The organism is Streptomyces ochraceiscleroticus (genome assembly GCF_000720485.1).
Lineage (GTDB): Bacteria > Actinomycetota > Actinomycetes > Streptomycetales > Streptomycetaceae > Streptomyces > Streptomyces ochraceiscleroticus.
Map to the genome: position 1 here is coordinate 1 of NZ_JOAX01000020.1, position 18729 is coordinate 18729.

Genomic DNA, 18729 nt, shown 5'->3' on the forward strand with positions numbered 1-18729 from the left:
GTTGACCACGCCCGGCGGCAGCAGATCGGCGATCAGGTCCATGAGGACGAGGAGGCTGGCCGGGGTCTGCTCGGCGGGCTTGATGACCACACAGTTGCCCGCCGCGAGCGCGGGCGCCAGCTTCCAAGTCGCCATCAGCAGCGGGAAGTTCCACGGAATGATCTGGCCGACCACGCCCAGCGGCTCGTGGAAGTGGTACGCGACGGTGTCCGCGTCGATCTCCGAAATGGACCCTTCCTGGCCGCGCACGGCACCCGCGAAGTAGCGGAAGTGGTCCACGGCCAGTGGCAGGTCGGCGGCCAGGGTCTCGCGGACCGGCTTGCCGTTCTCCCACGTCTCGGCGACCGCCAGCTTCTCGAGGTTCTCCTCGATCCGGTCCGCGATCTTGTTGAGGATGTTGGCGCGCTCCGTCGTGGAGGTGCGGCTCCACTTCGGGGCCGCCGCGTGCGCGGCGTCCAGGGCGAGGTCGACATCGGCCGCCGTGGACCGCGCGACCTGGGTGAACGTCCGGCCGTCCACCGGGGAGGGGTTGTCGAAGTACTGGCCGTTCACCGGCGCGACCCAGTCGCCGCCGATGAAATTGTCGTAGCGCTGCTTGAAGCTGACGATGCTGCCTTCTGTGCCGGGCTGCGCGTACACCATTGTCGGCGCTCCTCGGGGAGTACGGATGAAGTGCGGGTGCGGCACACCTTCACGCGATGAGGTTGGCGAAAGGTTGGCGTCACCTCGCGTCGTCGTCAGTCGTCGCCGTCAGTCGTTGTCGGTCGTCGTCGTCAGTCGCGGAGTGCGGTGCTCAGGCGGCCGGCCGCGAGGGCGCGGCGGGGGTCGTGCGGGGGCAGGAGGCGCAGCGCGTGCTGGTGGATCTCGGCGTCGTGCGGTGCGCGTGCCCCGTAGGCGAGGGCGTGTTCTGGTACGGGGCTGGCCAGGACGGTCTCGCGGACCGCGACCTCCAGGTGCTCCCGCCAGGCGAGGACGCCCGGCGCCTCGGACTGCGGCAGCAGCGGGCCGTTGTACCGGGTAAGCGCGCCCTCCGTTTCGCCCGCCGCCAGCGCCCGCAGTACCTCAGCGGCATCGCAGTCGACCGGGGTGGTCAGCGCGTACGTACGGGTGGCGACCCCGCCGCCGAGCGCGCGCCGCAGATGGGAGACCTCCGCCTTGAAGGTGGAGGCGGACACCGGACGTTCGCCGTACAGCGCGTCCCGCAGGCGCTCCGGCGGGTACCCCTCCGGCTCCAGCGCGAGCAGGGTGAGGATCTCGAGCTGGCGGGGGCGCAGCCGTAGCCGGGTGCCGGCGCGCACGGCCTGCCCGGCGCCGAGGCACGTCAGCCGCACGCCGGCCACGCCGGCCGCTCCCGTACCGCTACTGGCTTCCGCACCGCGGCCGGCCGTCGTCCCGCCGCGCTGCCGGGCGCCGAGGCCGGAGCGGAGACCGGCGCCGAGGTCGGCCCTCAGCCGGGTCTCGATCGTGGAGACCAGGCTGCGCACGGTGGACATGGCCAGCGGGTGCGAGCGGTCCCAGGTGGTGGAGAGGTCCAGCACGCCCAGGATCCGCCCGTCGGGGGCGTGGATCGGGGCGCAGTAACAGGCCCAGCCATGCAGTGCGGCGACCAGGTGTTCGGCGGAGAAGATCGCGCTGGGGCGGCCGGTGCGCAGCGCGAGGGAGAGGGCGTTGGTGCCCATGGCGGACTCGTCCCAGCGGCCGCCGGGCGCGAAGTTGACCTGCTCGGCGCGGCGTCGCATGACGCGGCCGCCGCAGGTCCACAGGAGGGTGCCGGACTCGTCGGTCACGCCGGCGACGAAGCCGGCGTCGTCGGCGATGCTGTTCAGCTCGTCCGCGAGATCGCTGACCGGGCGGCGCAGCGGCGAGTCGGCCCACCGGGGGCGTACCTCGCCGCCGTCGGTCACCGGGGCGCTGCCGACGCCGGGGTCCACGGTGTGCAGCGAGCGGACCCAGGAGTCGGTCACCTCGGGGCGCAGCGGCGCCTTCCCGTCCATCGCCCGCCGGGCCGCGCGCAGCTCCGGAACCCAGCGGGACCATTCGCTCTCCAGCGCGGCTCTGCGCTGCCGGAGGTCACTTCGCACTGATGACATGGGCGTCCCGAACCTCGTCGTCTCCAGGAGGACCACCGGCCAGCAACACCGGCCCGTCGTAAGAAGCTGTGCCCGACCGCAAGAAGCTGTGCTCAAAAATAGTGTGTGCCGTGCGTGGGGCACAGCCCCCGTGTCCCGCCCGCCTCACGCCGCCCGCGGTCTCGCCACCAGCCAGTTGGTGGGGATCTCGACCGGGGTGCCGTCGGCGCGGGTCTCGGTGGTGATCAGCGGGAGGCGGCCGGAGCCGGTCGTCTCCAGGCCATAGCCGGCCAGCAGGTCCGGAATGACGCCGTCGGCCATCTCGGCGGGCGCGATGCCGTGGGAGAAGATCGCGCGCACCTTGGCCGGCGGGCCCTCGGGGCGCTGCGCCAGGGACATCAGGACGTCCTTGGCGTCCTCGGCCAGCTCCACGAGGAAGAGCCGGCCGCGCTTGCCGAGGAGGCGGGCGATGTTCTCGATGATGCGCGGCCGGTCCTCGGGAGCGCATTGGTGCAGTACGCCGCGCACGTAGACATTGGCATCACCCACGTCGTCGTGGAGCGCCTGTATCCGGTCGGCGTCCGCCGCGTCCACCTGGTGGAATTCGGCCACCCCGGCCGGGTCCTCACGACGAGCCCGGTCAATCGCAGACGCCGATACGTCAATACCGATCGCGCGGGGGAAGTGTTCAGCCAGAAAGCGTGTCTGAGTGCCATTGCCGCAGCCGAGGTCGATCACCGGCAGGGCAGGGTCGAAGTACTCGGCGAAGAGCGGGAGATGGCGGGCCACCGCCAGTGACGGTGCGGCATCCCAGAAGACCTCGCCCTCGCCCACCGGCGCATCGCGCCAGAAGCCTTCCCACGCCGTCGTATTGTCGCTCGTTGCGCTCATGGCCAATTGCTACTGCCGAGGCTCGGCCAGACGCAAGAGTGGTAACCGTTCTTTCAGGAGCGATAGCCGCTCTCTCCCCTTATGTTCGAACGTGATCCGCGCCGCACGCGCTAACGGGATCCGCGCCGCGTCCGCGGCAGCGACTGCTCGAACCACACCGTCTTGCCCGTCGACGTCCGGCTCGTACCCCATTCGCGCGCCAGCCGGCTCACCACCCGCAGCCCGCGCCCGTATTCGTCCTCGTCACCGACGCTCAGCAACTGCGGCAGGCTGTGGTCGTCGTCCGACACCTCGCACAGCAGCGCGTCCGTACGCACCAGGCGCAGCACGACGTGCTGGGTGTGCGCATGCCGTACGGCATTGGTGACGATCTCGCTGACGAGCAGCTCCGCCGTGTCCGCCGCCGACTCCAGTCCCCACCGGGAGAGTTGGGCGCGCACCAGCAGCCGGGCCCGGGAGACCTCGCGGGCCTCGATGGGCAGCCGCCACTCCGCCACGTCCTCGCGCTCGATGCCGTTCAGCCGCGCCATCAGCAGCGCGACGTCGTCCTTGCGGCCGCCGCGTCCCTTGTTCAAGGTGGCGGCGAGCGAGCGGATGATCGTGTCGCAGGCTTCGTCCATGGACGCGGCCGGGTGCGCCGCGGACTCCGCGAGCGCCGCGAGCCCGACGCCGATGTCCTCGCCGCGCACCTCGACCAACCCGTCCGTGCACAGCACCAGCCGGTCACCGGGTGCGACGGGCACGGTCACCGCGTCGAACGGCACGCCGCCGACGCCGATCGGCGCGCCCGTCGGCAGGTCGAGCAGCTCGCTGCGGCCGTCGGCGGCGCGCACGATCACCGGCGGGATGTGTCCGGCGTTCGCAAGGGTCAGCCGGGACTCGATCGGGTCGTAGATGACGTACAGACACGTCGCGAGGTAGTTGTCGCCGAGGCGCTGGGCGAGGTCGTCCAGGCTGCGCAGCAGTTGCTCGGGCTGCATGTCGATGGCGGCCATCGTCTGCACGGCCGTCCGCAACTGGCCCATCATCGCCGCGGAGTTCAGGCCGTGGCCCATGACGTCGCCGACCACCAGCGCCGTACGGGAACCGGGCAGCTTGATCGTGTCGAACCAGTCGCCGCCGACCCGGCCGAGGCGGGTGCCGGGCAGATAGCGGGTGGCCGTGTCGCAGCCCGCCATCCGGGGCTCGATGTGCGGGAGCATGCTGTCCTGCAGCGTCTCCGCGACGTTCTCCTGGTACGTGTACATGCGGGCGTTGTCGAGCACGAGGCCCGCGCGGGCGGCCAGTTCGGCGCCCGTGACCCGGTCCATGTCGTTGAATTCCGTACGCTCCGGGTGGCGCAGCAGGATCATGAAGCCCAGTACGACGTTCCGCGCCTTCAGGGGGACGACCAGCATGGAGCGGAGGCTGATCAGCGGGCTGATGTCCCGCTTCTCGAACTGCGAGGCGATGCGCAGGCCCATCTCCTCGCTGATGCGCGGGATGAGCACCGGCTCGCCCGTGGTCATGCACTGGAAGAACGGCGTGTGGGCGGGGAACGGCATGGACTCGCCGACCGGCACTACGTCGTCCCAGCGGCCCGGCTCGTCGTTGTGCTCCAGCGCGACGCGGTGCCACATCGTCGTGGTGTCCGGCGGGCCGTCGGGGAAGCCCTCACCGGCGATGACCTGCTCGCGCAGATACGTGCCCGCGACATCGGTGAAGCGCGGCACGACCGCCTCGCTGACCTCCTGGATCGTGCGGGCCAGGTCGAGCGAGGAGCCGATGCGGCCGCTGACCTCGTTCAGGAACTCCAGGCGCTCGCGGACCGCGGCGTATTCGAGGTCCGACTCCAGCTCGGCGGCGGCCGCCGCCGCGGTCTGCGGGTCGGCGGCCTCGGAGGCGGTGCGCAGCAGCCGCGCCCGCCGCTCGACGCGGCGCGGCACGCCCCAGTCCGGCGTGACCGGGAAGCGCTCCTGCTGGCTGATCTCCAGGACGGGATAGCCCAGTTCGAGGACCTGGGAGACGATACGGGCGCTCTCCTGCGGGCTCATGCTCGGCAGGATCTCGGGCAGCCGCCGGGCCAGGTCGTGGGCGCCGGGGAAGTCCGTGTGCAGCGCGAAACCTGGCGCGAATCGCTCACGGTCCCGCTCGCCCTCGCTCCCGCTCTCGCCGTGCAGTTGCCCGGCGTCGGCCGCCAGCACCAGCAGCCGCTCGTCACCCGGTCCGACCAGGGGATACGCCCACCACAGTATGTCGACGCGGCCGCGCTCCGGGTCCGTCGTACGGGCCCGTCCGGCCCGGGGGAACGACGTCTCGCCGCCGAGCGCGGACTCCAGGTCGGGGCCGTGCGGGTCCTCGGCGCCGACGACGCCGTTGGTGCTGTGCCACTCGTCGGAGCCGAGCGCGCCCGAGACGGGCATCAGGTCCACGGCGGGCGCGCCCACCGCCTCCTCGCGCGAGGGCCCGAAGAGCCGGCGTGCGCCCCGGCTCCAGTGGGACACCAGACCATGGGCGTCGACCACGACGACGGCCAGGGGGATCCGGCCGGGCTCAGGGTCCCGCGGCGCGGGCACCCCTGGTGCCGCGCTCACCATGTCGTCGCCGTGCGACGGGCCACGCTCCATGGGCGGTTGCTCCTTCGTACGCGTACGCATGATCTGCGTCCCGCTACCACGGTACGGCCACACGCTTCCTGGCGGGGCGCATTCCGCGAAGTGCGGCACCCGGGGCGCAGGCCGTGCTGCCTCGCATTACTCCCGGACGAACGTGCTGGCTCAGCACTCCGCACCCCTCCCTATGACCCCATGGACGACGGTCGTCCATGGGCACGGGACCGTAGCGGAAAGGAGCGCCGCGCGGTGGCCGTGGACGCAGGAGGGTGCATATTTCCGCCTCGTGCGCGCAGCGGATGCGCGTGCACCCGGGGAGCACGCGCGCCCGCGAGCGCACCCGGCCGCGCCCTGGGGAGCCCAAGGGTCAGTCCTCGTGACCCAGTTGGAGATCGCGCTCCGTGCGGCCGCCGCCCGCGACCTGGAGGACCGTGGCGACCGGCGGATAGCCCGAGGCGACGACGGTGTACTCGCCGGCGGCCATGTCCACGAAGCGGAACAGGCCGTCGGGCCCCGTAGTCGCGGTGTCCACCACGTTGCCGCCCGCGTCCAGGAGCGTGACCCGGGCGTCCTCCACGGGGCGCCCGCCACCGGCCCGTACGGTACCGCGCAGCACGGCGCCGCCCGCCAGCTCGACGTCCTGCCGGGTCTCGCGGGACGCCTGGACGGTCACCGGGAGCGCGGCGGGCCGGAAGGCGGGGGCGCTGGAGGCGAGCGTGTACTCCCCCGCCACCAGCTCGCCGATCACATACCCGCCCTCGCGCCCGCTGCGGGTCGTCGCCACGACCTCGCCGCGCACGTCCGTGAGCGTCACCATGGCGTCGCGTACGGGCGTGCCGTCGGCCGTGGTGACCGTGCCCGCGAGCCGGCCCGCGCCGCCCAGCACCACGTCCAGGTCGACCGGCCGGTCCCCGACCGTGACGCTGACGGCCTGCGGCTGGTGGCCGCCGGCCGAGGCGATCAGTACGTAGGCGCCGCTGCCCGGGGTGCTCAGCGCGTACCGCCCGTCCTCGCCGGTCGCGCCGCGCCCGATCTGCCGGCCGGAGACGTCGATGAGGGTGAGCGCGGCGCGCGGGACGACGGACCCGTCGTGGTGCTGCACGGTGCCGCAGACCGGGACGCCGGCCGGGGCGTACGGCGCGGCGGCGGGCGCGGCGCGGGCGGCGGGGACGGTCGCGACGGCCTCCGCGCTCCCCTCGCCGAGTGCGCTGTGCGGGCCGTGCGGGGAGTGGGGAGCGTGGGTCACCAGGGGGTTCTCCTTGAGGAAGAAGGCGAGCAGGAGCCCGAGGAGGAGTACGGGCACGAGGTAGCGGAAGGTGCCGGGGACGGCCTGTACGTATGCGGCGACGGGGCCGTCGTGCAGCGGGACGGGCACGGTGAGGTGGCGGGCCGCCCGCTCGGCCAGGAGGGCGGCGAGGACGGCCACGCCGGCGCTGCCGCCGAGCTGCCGGACGTACGCGCCGGGGGCGGTGGCGCGGCCGGTACGCCGTGCGGCGCGCCGTACGGCGTGTACGAGGACCGGCAGGACGAAGCCGACTCCGAGGCCGAGGATGCCCGTCCAGAGGCCGTATGTGGCGCGGCCGGTGTCGGCGCGCAGGTGGGCCAGGAGCCACATGCCCTCGGCGGCCAGCGCGCAGCCCAGTACGGCGAAGATCCGGTGGCGTCCGGTACGGCCGATGAGGCGGGCCGCGACGGCGGCGGCGAGCACGGCGCCGCCCGTCAGGGGCAGCATGAGCAGCCCGGCCGCGGTGGCCGAGGCGCCACCGGGCGCGTGCGGGAAGGCCGTGTTCGAGAAGGCCGGGAGGTGGCCCGCGGCCCCGTGGAGCGCGATACCGAGGACGGCGCCGACCGGGCCGGTGACGTGGAAGGCCGGGTCGCGGAGGAGGCCGGGCGGCAGGATCGGTTCGGCGGCGAAGTGTTCGACGGCCACGAAGAGCAGGGCGCTGCCGAGCGCGCCGCAGCCGAGGCCGAGAACGACGCGCGAGTCCCAGGCGTACTCCGTACCGGCCCAACTGGCCAGCAGGGCAAGGCAGGTGGCGAGGACGGCGAGCAGCAGGACGCCGAGGACGTCCGGCCGCGGGCGGCGGGCCGTCCGGGGCAGCCGCAGCGCCACGGCCAGGACCAGGAAGACGGCCAGCCCCACGGGGACATTGAGCGTGAAGCACCAGCGCCAGGAGGCGTGTTCGGCGAGGAGGCCGCCGAGCACCGGGCCCGCGACGGCGGCGAGCCCGAAGACGGCGGCGGCCAGGCCGAGGGCGCGGCCGCGCGCACGCGGCGGTACGAGCGCCGCGAGGGCGGCCTGTACGCCGGCCATGACCCCGCCGGCGCCGAAGCCCTGGACGGCGCGGAAGGCGGTCAGTTCACCCATCATGTGCGCCTGACCGGCCGAGGCCGCCCCGGCCACGAAGACCAGGAGCGCGAGGAGGAGGGCCGGCTTGCGGCCCAGGTGGTCGCCCAGCCTGCCGAGGAGCGGCAGGCCGAGGGCGGCGGCGAGGAGGTACGACGTCACCGCCCAGGACATCCGGTCCGGCGCGCGCAGTTCGGCGGCGATCTCCGGGAGCGGGGTGGCGACGATCGTCTGGCCGAGCGCCGCGAGCAGCAGCGCGGGCAGCAGGCCGAGGAGCAGTACGGGGCGGAAGCGGCGGGGTCCTGGCCGCTCCGGGGCGGGGCCGGGGCCGGGTGGGCCACCGGTGTCCAGTACGGCCGTCACCGCTCCGGTCGCCGGCGCTCCCGACCTCTCGTCGGGTTCCGCCAGGATGGTCCCGCCCACGTGCTGCTCCCCTCGTCACACCTGTGCCGCGCCCTGTTCTCGCATCGGGCGACAACTGCGATCAAGCGTGACGAAACGGCGCGTTCGGGACGGGACAGCCCGTCAACAGCCGCACGGGAGCGCCCCATCGGGCCCTCATCAGGGCTTTAACCTCCGGACCACGGGCGGCCCGCGTCATGCGGGCACGACGGGAAACCACCCGATCCGGTGAGCCCCCGAGTCCTCCGGGGTCTTACTTCTCCGCGTGCGCCGCGAGGTTGGTGAGGATCGCGTCGTAGATCCGGCCGAGGCCCTTGGGCGCGAAGGTCCGCTCGAAGAAGCCGCCGACGCCGCCCGCGCCCTGCCAGGTGGTGGTGACGGTGACCCGGGCGCGGTTCTCGCCCGCCGGGGTGACGGTCCAGGTGGTCACCATCGAGGAGTTGCGGTCCTTCTCGACGAGCTGCCCCTCGGCCGGCTCGTCGACGTCCAGCAGGCAGTCGCGGACGCGCTTGCTGGTCGCCTGGAGCTTCCAGTGCACCAGGGTGCCCTTGCCGTCGCCGCCCTCACGGACCTCGTACTCGCTGAAGTGCTCGGGCAGCAGCTTCGGGCGCGTACCCGAGTAGTCCGCGAGGGCGTCGAAGACGTCCTCCGGCTTCGCCGCGATCTCCCGCTGCGTGGTGGCTTCGACCTGGCCCATGTGTGCTGCCCTCCGGTGCTCGCTCGCTGGTCGTGCGCTGTGCGCAGCAAGCCAACCACTCCGGCGCGGCGCGCCCAAATCCGGGTTGACAGCACCGAAGGGAACACCTGTTCTATTATCTCGAGCGGGGGCCGGCACCACCCAGGAGGAGGCGCGATGCGCTGGAACAATCTGAGCGAGCACACGGCGGACCCGTCGGGCCCGGCGCGCACGGCCGCGCTCTTCGGTACGGACGTGGTCAGCCGGACCATCGACACGCCTGAATTCCGCGGGGTGACCTTCCACGAGGTACGGGCCCGTTCGATCGTGAACCGGGTCCCGGGCGCCTCACGTATGCCGTTCGAATGGACGGTGAATCCGTACCGGGGCTGCACTCACGCCTGCGTGTACTGCTTCGCGAGGCGCACCCACAGCTATCTCGACCTGGACACCGGCCTCGGCTTCGACAGCCAGATCGTGGTGAAGGTCAACGCGCCCGACCTGCTGAGACGCGAGCTGTCCGGCAGACGCTGGCGCGGCGACCACATCGCCATGGGCACGAACGTCGACTGCTACCAGCGGGCGGAGGGCCGGTACCGGCTGATGCCCGGCATCATCGAGACCCTCCGGGACCACGCGAACCCCTTCTCCATCCTCACCAAGGGCACGCTGATCCTCCGCGACCTGGACCTGCTGCGCGCGGCCGCCGAGGTCACCGATGTCGGCATCTCCATGTCCGTCGGCTTCCTGGACCGCGAGCTGTGGCGCACCGTCGAGCCCGGCACGCCGTCCCCGGAGCGCCGCCTGGAAACCGTCCGCACCCTCACCGAGCACGGCATCGGCTGCGGCGTTCTGATGGCCCCGGTCATCCCCTTCCTGGGCGACCACCCCGACCAACTGCGCGCCACCGTAAGGGCCACCGCGGCGGCCGGCGCGTCCTCCGTGACGCCGCTGGTGCTGCACCTCCGCCCGGGCGCCCGCGAGTGGTTCATGGCCTGGCTGGCGGAGCACCACCCGCACCTGGTGCCGCGGTACGAGCGCCTGTACGCGGACGGCGCCTACGCCCCCAAGTGGTACCAGCGCCGCATCACCCGCCAGGTCCACGACCTGGCCACCGAGTACGGCATCGGCCCCACCCACGCCACCACGCACCGCCGCGTCCCGCCCCAGCGCACCCCGGTCGCCACCGAGGTACCCACCCAGCTCACCCTCCTGTAGCGCCGCGCTGTAGTGCCTCCCTGCAGTGCCGTGCTCAGCCGGTCCCGGGGTCCAGGCGGGCCAGGGAGGCTGCCGCGGCGGCTGCCAGGCGGGGGTGGTCGAGGGCCGCGGTGAGGGCGGGGACGGCGCGGCGGTCGCCGAGGGCGCCGAGGCCCTCCACGCAGGCGAGGGCGACGCGCCAGTAGGGAGTGTGGGGGGTGAGGAGGCGTTCGAGGGTGGAGATCAGGGCGGGGACGGACTCGGGGGCGCGGAGGTCGGCGAGGAGGCGCACGGGGTGGAGCGCGTAGGCCGTGCGGAGCGGGTTGGTGGCGAGGGCCGCGGCGGCGCGGGCCGTGCGCGGGTCGCCGAGGCGGGCCAGCGCGTGCGCGGCGGTGGCGCAGCGGACCGGGTCGCGGTAGTTCAGAAGGAGGACGAGCGTCTCGAAGGCGCGGCGGTCGCCGGCGCAGCCGAGGGAGAAGGCCGCGATCTCGCGCGTCCAGAGCGGGCGCTCGACCGCCGTGAGCATTCTGGCCAGCTCTTCTCTGCCCGCCGGGGTGTTCTTGCGGGCGAGGCCCAGCAGGCGTTCGTAGGTGACGAGATCGGCCGGTGACCGCAGCTCGCCCCGTACCCGGTCGGTCAACTCGTGGAATTGGTCTTCCATTTGCGATGCTCCTCCCCCACTGCCTCGACGTGGCCCGCGCCACAGATTAATTCCCCCTTTCCCCCCTGGCGCTTGCCATTACCCGCGAGTTAATCTGCTGGCACGAGCAGCACCCCTGCTCCGGCGGCCTGGTGACGCAGCCGCCATGAGTGAAGTCGGTTCGGCACCGCACAGCACGACATCAGCGGAGTGACCGGCAGTGGCCCCGGGACAGGGTCCGCCGCGCAGCTCCTTCCGTACACGCCCCTCGACCGCATCCCCCGATGGCGTCGACCGCATCGATCGCGGCGGCCGCGTGTGCGCTCACCCTCAGTCGTCACTTCTCCCCTGCCCGCAGGGGAACACCCTCAGGAGTCTCGCGATGGGCCTCTCGTCCACCCCTGATTCGCCCCTGTCCCCCGCCACCGCCGCATCCGGAATCGCCACCGTCGCCGTCGTCGGCCTCGGCACGATGGGTACCGGCATCGCCGAGGTGCTCGCCCGCGCCGGCCGCGAGGTCATCGGCATCGACATCGACGACGCCGCGGTCCGCCGCTCGGTCACCGCCCTGGAGGCGTCCACCGCCCGCGCCGTGCGCCGCGAGCGGATCACCGAGCGCGAGCGGGCCGATGTGCTGGCCCGCTTCCGCACCTTCTCCGATCTGCAGGCCGCCGCCGAGGCGGATCTGGTGATCGAGGTGGTGCCGGAGGACTACGAGCTCAAGCGGCAGATCATCACCTCCCTGGACGGCATCGTCCGCCCGGACACCGTGCTGGCCACCGGCACCAACTCCCTCTCGGTGACCCGGCTGGCCGCCGACTCGCAGCGCCCCGAGCGCGTGCTCGGCCTGCACTTCTTCAACCCGGCGCCGGCCATGAAGCTGGTCGAGGTGGCCTCCTCCGTGCTGACGGCGCCCACGGCCGTGGCCGCCGTCACGGAGCTCGCCCGCGAGCTGGGCAAGGACCCGATCGCGGTGGGCGACCGCCCCGGCTTCGTCGCCGACGGCCTGCTCTTCGGGTACCTGAACCAGGCCGCCGCGATGTTCGAGTCCAAGTACGCGACGCGTGAGGACATCGACGCGGCCATGCGCCTGGGCTGCGGGCTGCCCATGGGTCCGCTCGCGCTGCTGGACCTCATCGGCATCGACACCGCCCGTACCGTCCTGGAGGCGATGTACGCGGCCTCGCACGACCGGCTGCACGCGCCGGCGCCCATCCTCGGCCAGCTCGCCGAGGCGGGGCTGACGGGCCGCAAGGCGGGCCGCGGCTTCTACACGTACGAGGCGCCGGGCTCCGCGACCGTCGTGGCGAACGCGGACACCCCGGCCGCGGCCGGGGAGCAGTCCGGGGCCCGTACGGTCCGCAGCGTCGGCGTGGCCGGTTCCGGCACGATGGCGAGCGGCATCGCGGAGGTCTTCGCGAAGGCCGGTTACGAGGTCGTGCTCGCCGCGCGCAGCCAGGAGAAGGCCGACAAGGCCAAGGCCCGGATCGAGAAGTCGCTGGGCCGGTCCGTGACCAAGGGCCGGATGACCGAGGAGGCGAGGGACGCGGCGCTCGCCGCGATCACCCCGGCGGACTCGCTCGAAGCCTTCGCCGAGGTGGATCTGGCCGTCGAGGCGGTCGCCGAGGACCTGGAGATCAAGCAGCAGCTCTTCGGGACGCTGGACAAGGTCTGCAAGCCGGGCGCGGTGCTGGCCACCACGACCTCCTCGCTGCCGGTCGTGGCCTGTGCGCGGGCCACCTCGCGCCCGCAGGACGTCATCGGGATGCACTTCTTCAACCCGGCGCCGGCCATGAAGCTGGTGGAGGTCGTGCGGACGGTCCTGACGGCCGACGACGTCCACGCGACGGTGCGGGAGGTCTGCGCCAAGGTCCGCAAGCACCCGGTGGACTGCGGTGACCGGGCGGGCTTCATCGTGAACGCGCTGCTGTTCCCGTACCTCAACAACGCGATCAAGATGGTCCAGGAGCACTACGCCTCCCCGGACGACATCGACGCCGCGATGAAGCTGGGCGGCGGCTACCCGATGGGACCGTTCGAACTGCTCGACGTGGTGGGCCTGGACGTCTCGCTGGCCATCGAGAAGGTGCTGCACGCGGAGTTCCGCGACCCGGGCCTGGCCCCGGCTTCGCTGCTGGAGCACCTCGTCGCCGCGGGGTGCCTCGGCCGCAAGACCGGCCGCGGCTTCCGTGAGTACGTCAAGCGCTGACGCCGGGCGTGGCTGGGGCGGGCTGCTCGAGCCGGGAGGCGGCCCTCCCGCGGCCTCCCGGGAGCCCGTCCCCCGGGCGAATGGCGCAGGCCGAGGGATTATGAAGTACCGTCCCCACATGTCCCAGCCCGCTCGTACGCAGCCTTCAGACGGTCCCGACACCACGACGCCCGGCTCGCGCCGCGCAGCCGCCCAGCGGCTCAAGATGCGCCGCGAATTGGCGGCGGCGGCGATGGAGCTGTTCGCGACCAAGGGCTACGAAGCGACGACCGTCGACGAGATCGCCGCGGCGGCCGGCGTCGCCCGGCGCACGTTCTTCCGCCACTTCCGCTCCAAGGAAGAGGCGATCTTCCCCGACCACGACGACACCCTCGTACGCGCCGAGGCCGTGCTGGACGCGGCGCCCGCGCACGAGAACCCGCTGGACACGGTGTGCCGCGGCATCAAAGAGGTCATGCGGATGTACGCGGCCTCGCCGGCCGTGGCCGTGGCCCGCTACCGCCTGACCCGCGAAGTACCCACGCTGCGCGAGGCGGAGATCGCCTCGGTGGCCCGGTACGAACGGCTCTTCACGCGCTATCTGCTGGGGCACTTCGACGAGGGCGCGCACCGCGAGGGCAACGACGATCCGCTGCTCGCGGAGGTCGCCGCGTCCGCGGTGGTCACCGCGCACAACCACGTGCTGCGGCGCTGGCTGCGGGCGGGCGCGCAGGGGGACGTGGAGACGCAGCTCGACCACGCCTTCGCGATCGTCCGCGAGACGTTCGGCACGGGCATCGGGGCGGGGCGTACGCCCGCGGGACCGCCCCCCGCCGCGACGGCGGCCCGGGAGGGCGAGGTACTGGTGACGGTGGCCCGTACGGACGCCCCGCTCAGCGAGGTCATGCGCACGATCCAGAAGGCGCTGCGCGAGCACAACAACTGATCACGAGCCGCGAAGAGCGCCGTCACGTCCTGGACGTGGCGGCGCTTTGCTGTGCGACCCACGAGTAACAAACATCACGCAGCACACCCAGCGGTGGCGGATAGTCCGCTTTTGCGGTGGTTTTTGTTGCTCATGCGTGCCACACGGATGACATCTGAGAGAAATTGTTGGCACCGAGTGCCTTGTCGGCTGGCACGCGGTGTCATACGTTGAGGGTGTCCGGGCGGCCGGTGCACCCGATCTTCGGCGTACCGGTTGTCCCCGCGAACCACTGGTCCGCGCGCCCGGATGCCTGCGTCACAGGCAACCTCCCGCGCACACCCGCGCCTGCCGAGCACCACACAGCCGAACCGACGGCACCGCCTTCGCACCACCCCCGACGTTCCCTCAAAGCCGTTCCCTCAGCGTGCTTCGCCGGAGGCATACCGTGAACCACATTCTTGACGCGATCACCGCGCCCGACAGCAACCGCGAAGACTTCGCGAACCTGGCCGTCCCCGAGTCGTACCGCGCGGTCACCGTGCACAAGGACGAGGCCGAGATGTTCGCCGGCCTCCCCAGCCGGGACAAGGACCCGCGCAAGTCGCTGCACCTCGAAGAGGTGCCCGTGCCGGAGCTGGGCCCGGGCGAGGCCCTGGTCGCCGTCATGGCGTCCTCGGTCAACTACAACTCCGTCTGGACCTCGATCTTCGAGCCGGTGTCGACCTTCTCCTTCCTGGAGCGGTACGGCAAGATGTCGCCGCTCAGCAAGCGCCACGACCTGCCGTACCACGTCATCGGCTCCGACCTGGCCGGCGTCGTGCTCCGTACCGGCCCCGGCGTGAACTCCTGGCACCCCGGCGACGAGGTCGTCGCGCACTGCCTCTCCGTCGAGCTGGAGTCCTCCGACGGCCACAACGACACGATGCTCGACCCCGAGCAGCGCATCTGGGGCTTCGAGACCAACTTCGGCGGCCTCGCCGAGATCGCGCTCGTGAAGTCCAACCAGCTCATGCCGAAGCCGGACCACCTGACCTGGGAGGAGGCGGCGGCCCCGGGCCTGGTGAACTCCACCGCGTACCGCCAGCTCGTCTCCCGCAACGGCGCCGGCATGAAGCAGGGCGACAACGTCCTGATCTGGGGCGCGTCCGGCGGCCTGGGCTCGTACGCCACCCAGTTCGCGCTGGCCGGCGGCGCCAACCCGATCTGCGTCGTCTCCAGCGAGGACAAGGCAGAGATCTGCCGGAAGATGGGCGCCGAGGCGATCATCGACCGCAAGGCCGAGGGCTACAAGTTCTGGAAGGACGAGGAGAACCAGGACCCGCGCGAGTGGAAGCGCTTCGGCAAGCGCATCCGCGAGCTGACCGGCGGCGAGGACATCGACATCGTCTTCGAGCACCCCGGCCGCGAGACCTTCGGCGCCTCCGTGTACGTCACCCGCAAGGGCGGCACCATCACCACCTGCGCCTCGACCTCCGGCTACATGCACCAGTACGACAACCGCTACCTGTGGATGTCGCTGAAGCGCATCATCGGCTCGCACTTCGCCAACTACCGCGAGGCGTGGGAAGCCAACCGCCTGATCGCCAAGGGCAAGATCCACCCGACGCTGTCCAAGACGTACTCCCTGGAGGAGACCGGCCAGGCCGCGTACGACGTGCACCGCAACCTCCACCAGGGCAAGGTCGGCGTCCTCGCGCTGGCCCCCGAGGAGGGCATGGGCGTCCGCGACCACGAGAAGCGCGCCAAGCACATCGACGCGATCAACCGCTTCCGGAACGTCTGAGCCGACGAAGAGGTACGGGAGACCGTTTACATGACTGAGCGTCAGAAGGATCGTCCGTGGCTGATGCGGACATACGCGGGACACTCCACCGCCGAGGCGTCCAACGAGCTGTACCGGCGTAACCTCGCCAAGGGCCAGACCGGCCTGTCGGTCGCGTTCGACCTCCCGACGCAGACCGGTTACGACCCCGACCACGTCCTCGCCCGCGGCGAGGTCGGGCGGGTCGGGGTCCCGGTCTCCCACCTCGGCGACATGCGCCGGCTGTTCCAGGACATCCCCCTGGAGCAGATGAACACCTCGATGACCATCAACGCCACCGCCATGTGGCTGCTGGCGCTGTACGAGGTGGTCGCCGAGGAGCAGGGCGCGGACATCTCCAAGCTGTCCGGGACCACGCAGAACGACATCGTGAAGGAGTACCTGTCGCGGGGCACGCATGTGTTCCCGCCCGGGCCTTCGCTGCGGCTGACCACCGACATGATCACGTACACGGTCGCGCACATCCCCAAGTGGAACCCGATCAACATCTGCAGCTACCACCTGCAGGAGGCCGGGGCCACGCCGGTGCAGGAGATCGCGTACGCGATGTCCACCGCCGTCGCGGTGCTGGACGCCGTACGGGACTCCGGGCAGGTGCCGCCGGAGAAGTTCGGCGACGTCGTCGCGCGGATCTCCTTCTTCGTGAACGCGGGCGTCCGCTTCGTCGAGGAGATGTGCAAGATGCGCGCCTTCGGCCGCATCTGGGACAAGATCACCCGCGAGCGGTACGGCATCGAGAACCCCAAGCAGCGCCGCTTCCGGTACGGCGTCCAGGTCAACTCCCTGGGCCTGACCGAGGCGCAGCCGGAGAACAACGTCCAGCGCATCGTCCTCGAAATGCTGGCCGTCACGCTCTCCAAGGACGCGCGGGCACGTGCCGTGCAGCTCCCGGCCTGGAACGAGGCGCTGGGCCTGCCCCGCCCCTGGGACCAGCAGTGGTCGCTCCGTATCCAGCAGGTCCTCGCGCACGAGTCGGACCTGCTGGAGTACGAGGACATCTTCGCCGGCTCGCACGTCATCGAGACCAAGGTGGACGCGCTGGTCGAGGAGTGCCTGGCCGAGATCGACCGAATCCAGGAGATGGGCGGCGCGATGGCCGCCGTCGAGTCCGGCTACCTGAAGTCGCAGCTCGTCGCCTCGCACGCGGAGCGGCGCGGCCGCATCGAGGCCGGCGAGGAGAAGATCGTCGGCGTCAACTGCTACGAGTCCACCGAGCCCAACCCGCTCACCGCCGACCTGGACACCGCGATCATGACGGTCGACCCGGAGAACGAGGCGCGGGTCGTGCAGGCGCTGCACGAGTGGCGGGACTCCCGGGACGAGCACCGGGCGCAGGAGGCCCTCTCCGCGCTGAAGAAGGCGGCCGCCGGAGACACCAACCTCTTCGCGGCCACCCTGGAGTGCGCCAGGGCCGGTGTGACGACCGGGGAGTGGGCCTGGGCCCTCCGGGACGTCTTCGGCGAGTTCCGGGCCCCTACGGGCGTCTCCAGCGCCCCGCTGGCCGTCGCCGCCGAGGCCGGCACCCCGCTCGCCGCCGTCCGCGAGAAGGTCGCCCGTACGGCCGAGGAGCTCGGCAGCGGCAAGCTGCGCCTCCTGGTGGGCAAGCCGGGCCTGGACGGGCACAGCAACGGGGCCGAGCAGATCGCCGTACGGGCCCGTGACGCGGGCTTCGAAGTGGTCTACCAGGGCATCCGGCTGACCCCCGAGCAGATCGTCTCGGCGGCCGTCGCCGAGGACGTGCACTGCGTCGGCCTGTCCATCCTCTCCGGCTCGCACGCCGAGCTCGTACCGGACGTCCTGGCCCGGCTGCGCCGCACCGGCGTGGACGACATCCCCGTCATCGTCGGCGGCATCATCCCCTCGGCGGACGCGGCAGCGCTGCGCGAGGCCGGTGTCGCCGCCGTCTTCACCCCGAAGGACTTCGGTATCACGGAGATCATCGGCCGTATCGTCGACGAGATCCGTACCGCGAACAAGCTCGATCCCCTGGAGGTCCCCGCATGACCAGCCCCGCCACCCCGGTCAACCGGCTCCGCCCCCGCCGCTCCTGCCTCGCGGTCCCGGGCTCCAACCCCCGCTTCCTGGAGAAGGCCCAGGGCCTCGCCGCCGACCAGGTCTTCCTGGACCTGGAGGACGCCTGCGCGCCGCTCGCCAAGCCGGACGCGCGGCACAACATCGTGAAGGCGCTCAACGAGGGCGACTGGACCGGCAAGACGCGCGTGGTGCGGGTCAACGACTGGACCACCCACTGGACGTACCGGGACGTCATCACGGTCGTCGAGGGCGCGGGCCCGAACCTGGACTGCATCATGCTGCCCAAGGTGCAGGACGCCCAGCAGGTCGTCGCGCTGGACCTGCTCCTGACCCAGATCGAGAAGACGATGGGCTTCGAGGTCGGCAAGATCGGCATCGAGGCGCAGATCGAGAACGCGCAGGGCCTCAACAACGTCAACGAGATCGCGCAGGCGTCGCAGCGCACCGAGACGATCATCTTCGGCCCGGCCGACTTCATGGCCTCCATCAACATGAAGTCCCTGGTCGTCGGCGAGCAGCCGCCCGGCTACGGCGCCGACGCCTACCACTACATCCTGATGAAGATCCTGATGGCCGCCCGCGCCAACGACCTCCAGGCGATCGACGGTCCCTACCTGCAGATCAAGAACGTGGACGGCTTCCGCGAGGTCGCGGGGCGCGCCGCGGCGCTGGGCTTCGACGGCAAGTGGGTGCTGCACCCCGGCCAGGTCGAGGCCGCCAACGAGGTCTTCTCGCCCTCGCAGGAGGACTACGACCACGCCGAGCTGATCCTCGATGCGTACGACTGGTGCACCTCCGAGGAGGGCGGCAAGAAGGGCTCCGCGATGCTCGGCGACGAGATGATCGACGAGGCCAGCCGGAAGATGGCGCTGGTCATCGCCGGCAAGGGCCGGGCCGCCGGCATGACCCGTACGTCCAAGTTCGAGGCCCCGGAGGCGTAAGCG

The 18729-nt window shown here is 71.8% G+C and carries 13 protein-coding genes; 6 read left to right on the plus strand and 7 right to left on the minus strand.

The window, feature by feature from the left end; translation table 11 throughout:
- The 6 genes from IG84_RS0123250 to IG84_RS0123275 all read right to left on the minus strand — a co-directional run.
- Positions 1-642 (minus strand): aldehyde dehydrogenase family protein (locus IG84_RS0123250; RefSeq protein ID WP_031060540.1); only part of this gene is annotated, 642 nt, incomplete at its 3' end.
- Between the two features lie 131 nt (positions 643-773).
- Positions 774-2090, minus strand: coding sequence for a helix-turn-helix domain-containing protein (locus IG84_RS0123255; protein WP_031060542.1), 1317 nt, complete (start codon positions 2088-2090; stop codon positions 774-776).
- 144 nt (positions 2091-2234) lie between these two features.
- Positions 2235-2960 carry a class I SAM-dependent methyltransferase gene (locus IG84_RS0123260; RefSeq protein ID WP_031060545.1) on the minus strand — a complete coding sequence of 242 codons (726 nt, stop codon included), beginning with the start codon at positions 2958-2960 and terminating at the stop codon, positions 2235-2237.
- 110 nt (positions 2961-3070) lie between these two features.
- On the minus strand, positions 3071-5566 hold the full coding sequence (locus tag IG84_RS0123265; RefSeq protein WP_031060547.1) for an ATP-binding SpoIIE family protein phosphatase: 2496 nt from the start codon (positions 5564-5566) through the stop codon (positions 3071-3073).
- A 352-nt stretch (positions 5567-5918) separates the two neighbouring features.
- Positions 5919-8321 (minus strand): MFS transporter, encoded by a 2403-nt coding sequence (locus IG84_RS0123270; protein ID WP_031060549.1) that lies wholly within the window; start codon positions 8319-8321, stop codon positions 5919-5921.
- 232 nt (positions 8322-8553) lie between these two features.
- Positions 8554-8997 (minus strand): SRPBCC family protein, encoded by a 444-nt coding sequence (locus IG84_RS0123275; RefSeq protein WP_031060552.1) that lies wholly within the window; start codon positions 8995-8997, stop codon positions 8554-8556.
- 156 nt (positions 8998-9153) lie between these two features.
- Between IG84_RS0123275 and IG84_RS0123280 the strand changes: the two genes are divergently transcribed.
- Positions 9154-10194, plus strand: a complete 1041-nt coding sequence (locus tag IG84_RS0123280) for an Rv2578c family radical SAM protein (RefSeq protein WP_031060555.1) — start codon at positions 9154-9156, stop codon at positions 10192-10194.
- A gap of 34 nt (positions 10195-10228) precedes the next feature.
- On the opposite strand, the gene IG84_RS0123285 is transcribed toward IG84_RS0123280, so the two are convergent.
- Entirely contained in the window at positions 10229-10834 is a 606-nt protein-coding gene (locus IG84_RS0123285) for a HEAT repeat domain-containing protein (RefSeq protein WP_031060559.1), read from the minus strand.
- Positions 10835-11195: 361 nt separating this feature from the next.
- Between IG84_RS0123285 and IG84_RS0123290 the strand changes: the two genes are divergently transcribed.
- The 5 genes from IG84_RS0123290 to IG84_RS0123310 all read left to right on the plus strand — a co-directional run bounded on the left by IG84_RS0123290 (position 11196) and on the right by IG84_RS0123310 (position 18726).
- Entirely contained in the window at positions 11196-13022 is a 1827-nt protein-coding gene (locus tag IG84_RS0123290) for a 3-hydroxyacyl-CoA dehydrogenase family protein (protein WP_078649260.1), read from the plus strand.
- 118 nt (positions 13023-13140) lie between these two features.
- Positions 13141-13947: a TetR family transcriptional regulator gene (locus IG84_RS0123295; protein WP_030252857.1), complete on the plus strand. Its 807-nt coding sequence runs from the start codon at positions 13141-13143 to the stop codon at positions 13945-13947.
- Positions 13948-14374: 427 nt separating this feature from the next.
- The gene (gene ccrA, locus IG84_RS0123300) at positions 14375-15712 is read left to right on the plus strand and encodes a crotonyl-CoA carboxylase/reductase (RefSeq protein WP_031060567.1); all 1338 of its coding nucleotides are present in this window, start codon (positions 14375-14377) and stop codon (positions 15710-15712) included.
- 30 nt (positions 15713-15742) lie between these two features.
- The gene (locus IG84_RS0123305) at positions 15743-17755 is read left to right on the plus strand and encodes a protein meaA (protein ID WP_031060570.1); all 2013 of its coding nucleotides are present in this window, start codon (positions 15743-15745) and stop codon (positions 17753-17755) included.
- Positions 17752-18726: an HpcH/HpaI aldolase/citrate lyase family protein gene (locus IG84_RS0123310; protein WP_031060573.1), complete on the plus strand. Its 975-nt coding sequence runs from the start codon at positions 17752-17754 to the stop codon at positions 18724-18726. Before IG84_RS0123305 ends, IG84_RS0123310 begins: the two co-directional genes overlap by 4 nt.
- Positions 18727-18729: the final 3 nt, after the last annotated feature.

Excerpts from the sequence above, each read along its gene's own strand:
- IG84_RS0123255 (WP_031060542.1), bottom strand. The coding sequence starts at position 2,090 with ATGTCATCAGTGCGAAGTGACCTCCGGCAGCGCAGAGCCGCGCTGGAG.
- IG84_RS0123260 (WP_031060545.1), bottom strand. The coding sequence starts at position 2,960 with ATGAGCGCAACGAGCGACAATACGACGGCGTGGGAAGGCTTCTGGCGC.
- IG84_RS0123265 (WP_031060547.1), bottom strand. The coding sequence starts at position 5,566 with ATGGAGCGTGGCCCGTCGCACGGCGACGACATGGTGAGCGCGGCACCA.
- IG84_RS0123275 (WP_031060552.1), bottom strand. The coding sequence starts at position 8,997 with ATGGGCCAGGTCGAAGCCACCACGCAGCGGGAGATCGCGGCGAAGCCG.
- IG84_RS0123280 (WP_031060555.1), top strand. The coding sequence starts at position 9,154 with ATGCGCTGGAACAATCTGAGCGAGCACACGGCGGACCCGTCGGGCCCG.
- IG84_RS0123285 (WP_031060559.1), bottom strand. The coding sequence starts at position 10,834 with ATGGAAGACCAATTCCACGAGTTGACCGACCGGGTACGGGGCGAGCTG.
- IG84_RS0123290 (WP_078649260.1), top strand. The coding sequence starts at position 11,196 with ATGGGCCTCTCGTCCACCCCTGATTCGCCCCTGTCCCCCGCCACCGCC.
- IG84_RS0123295 (WP_030252857.1), top strand. The coding sequence starts at position 13,141 with ATGTCCCAGCCCGCTCGTACGCAGCCTTCAGACGGTCCCGACACCACG.
- IG84_RS0123305 (WP_031060570.1), top strand. The coding sequence starts at position 15,743 with ATGACTGAGCGTCAGAAGGATCGTCCGTGGCTGATGCGGACATACGCG.
- IG84_RS0123310 (WP_031060573.1), top strand. The coding sequence starts at position 17,752 with ATGACCAGCCCCGCCACCCCGGTCAACCGGCTCCGCCCCCGCCGCTCC.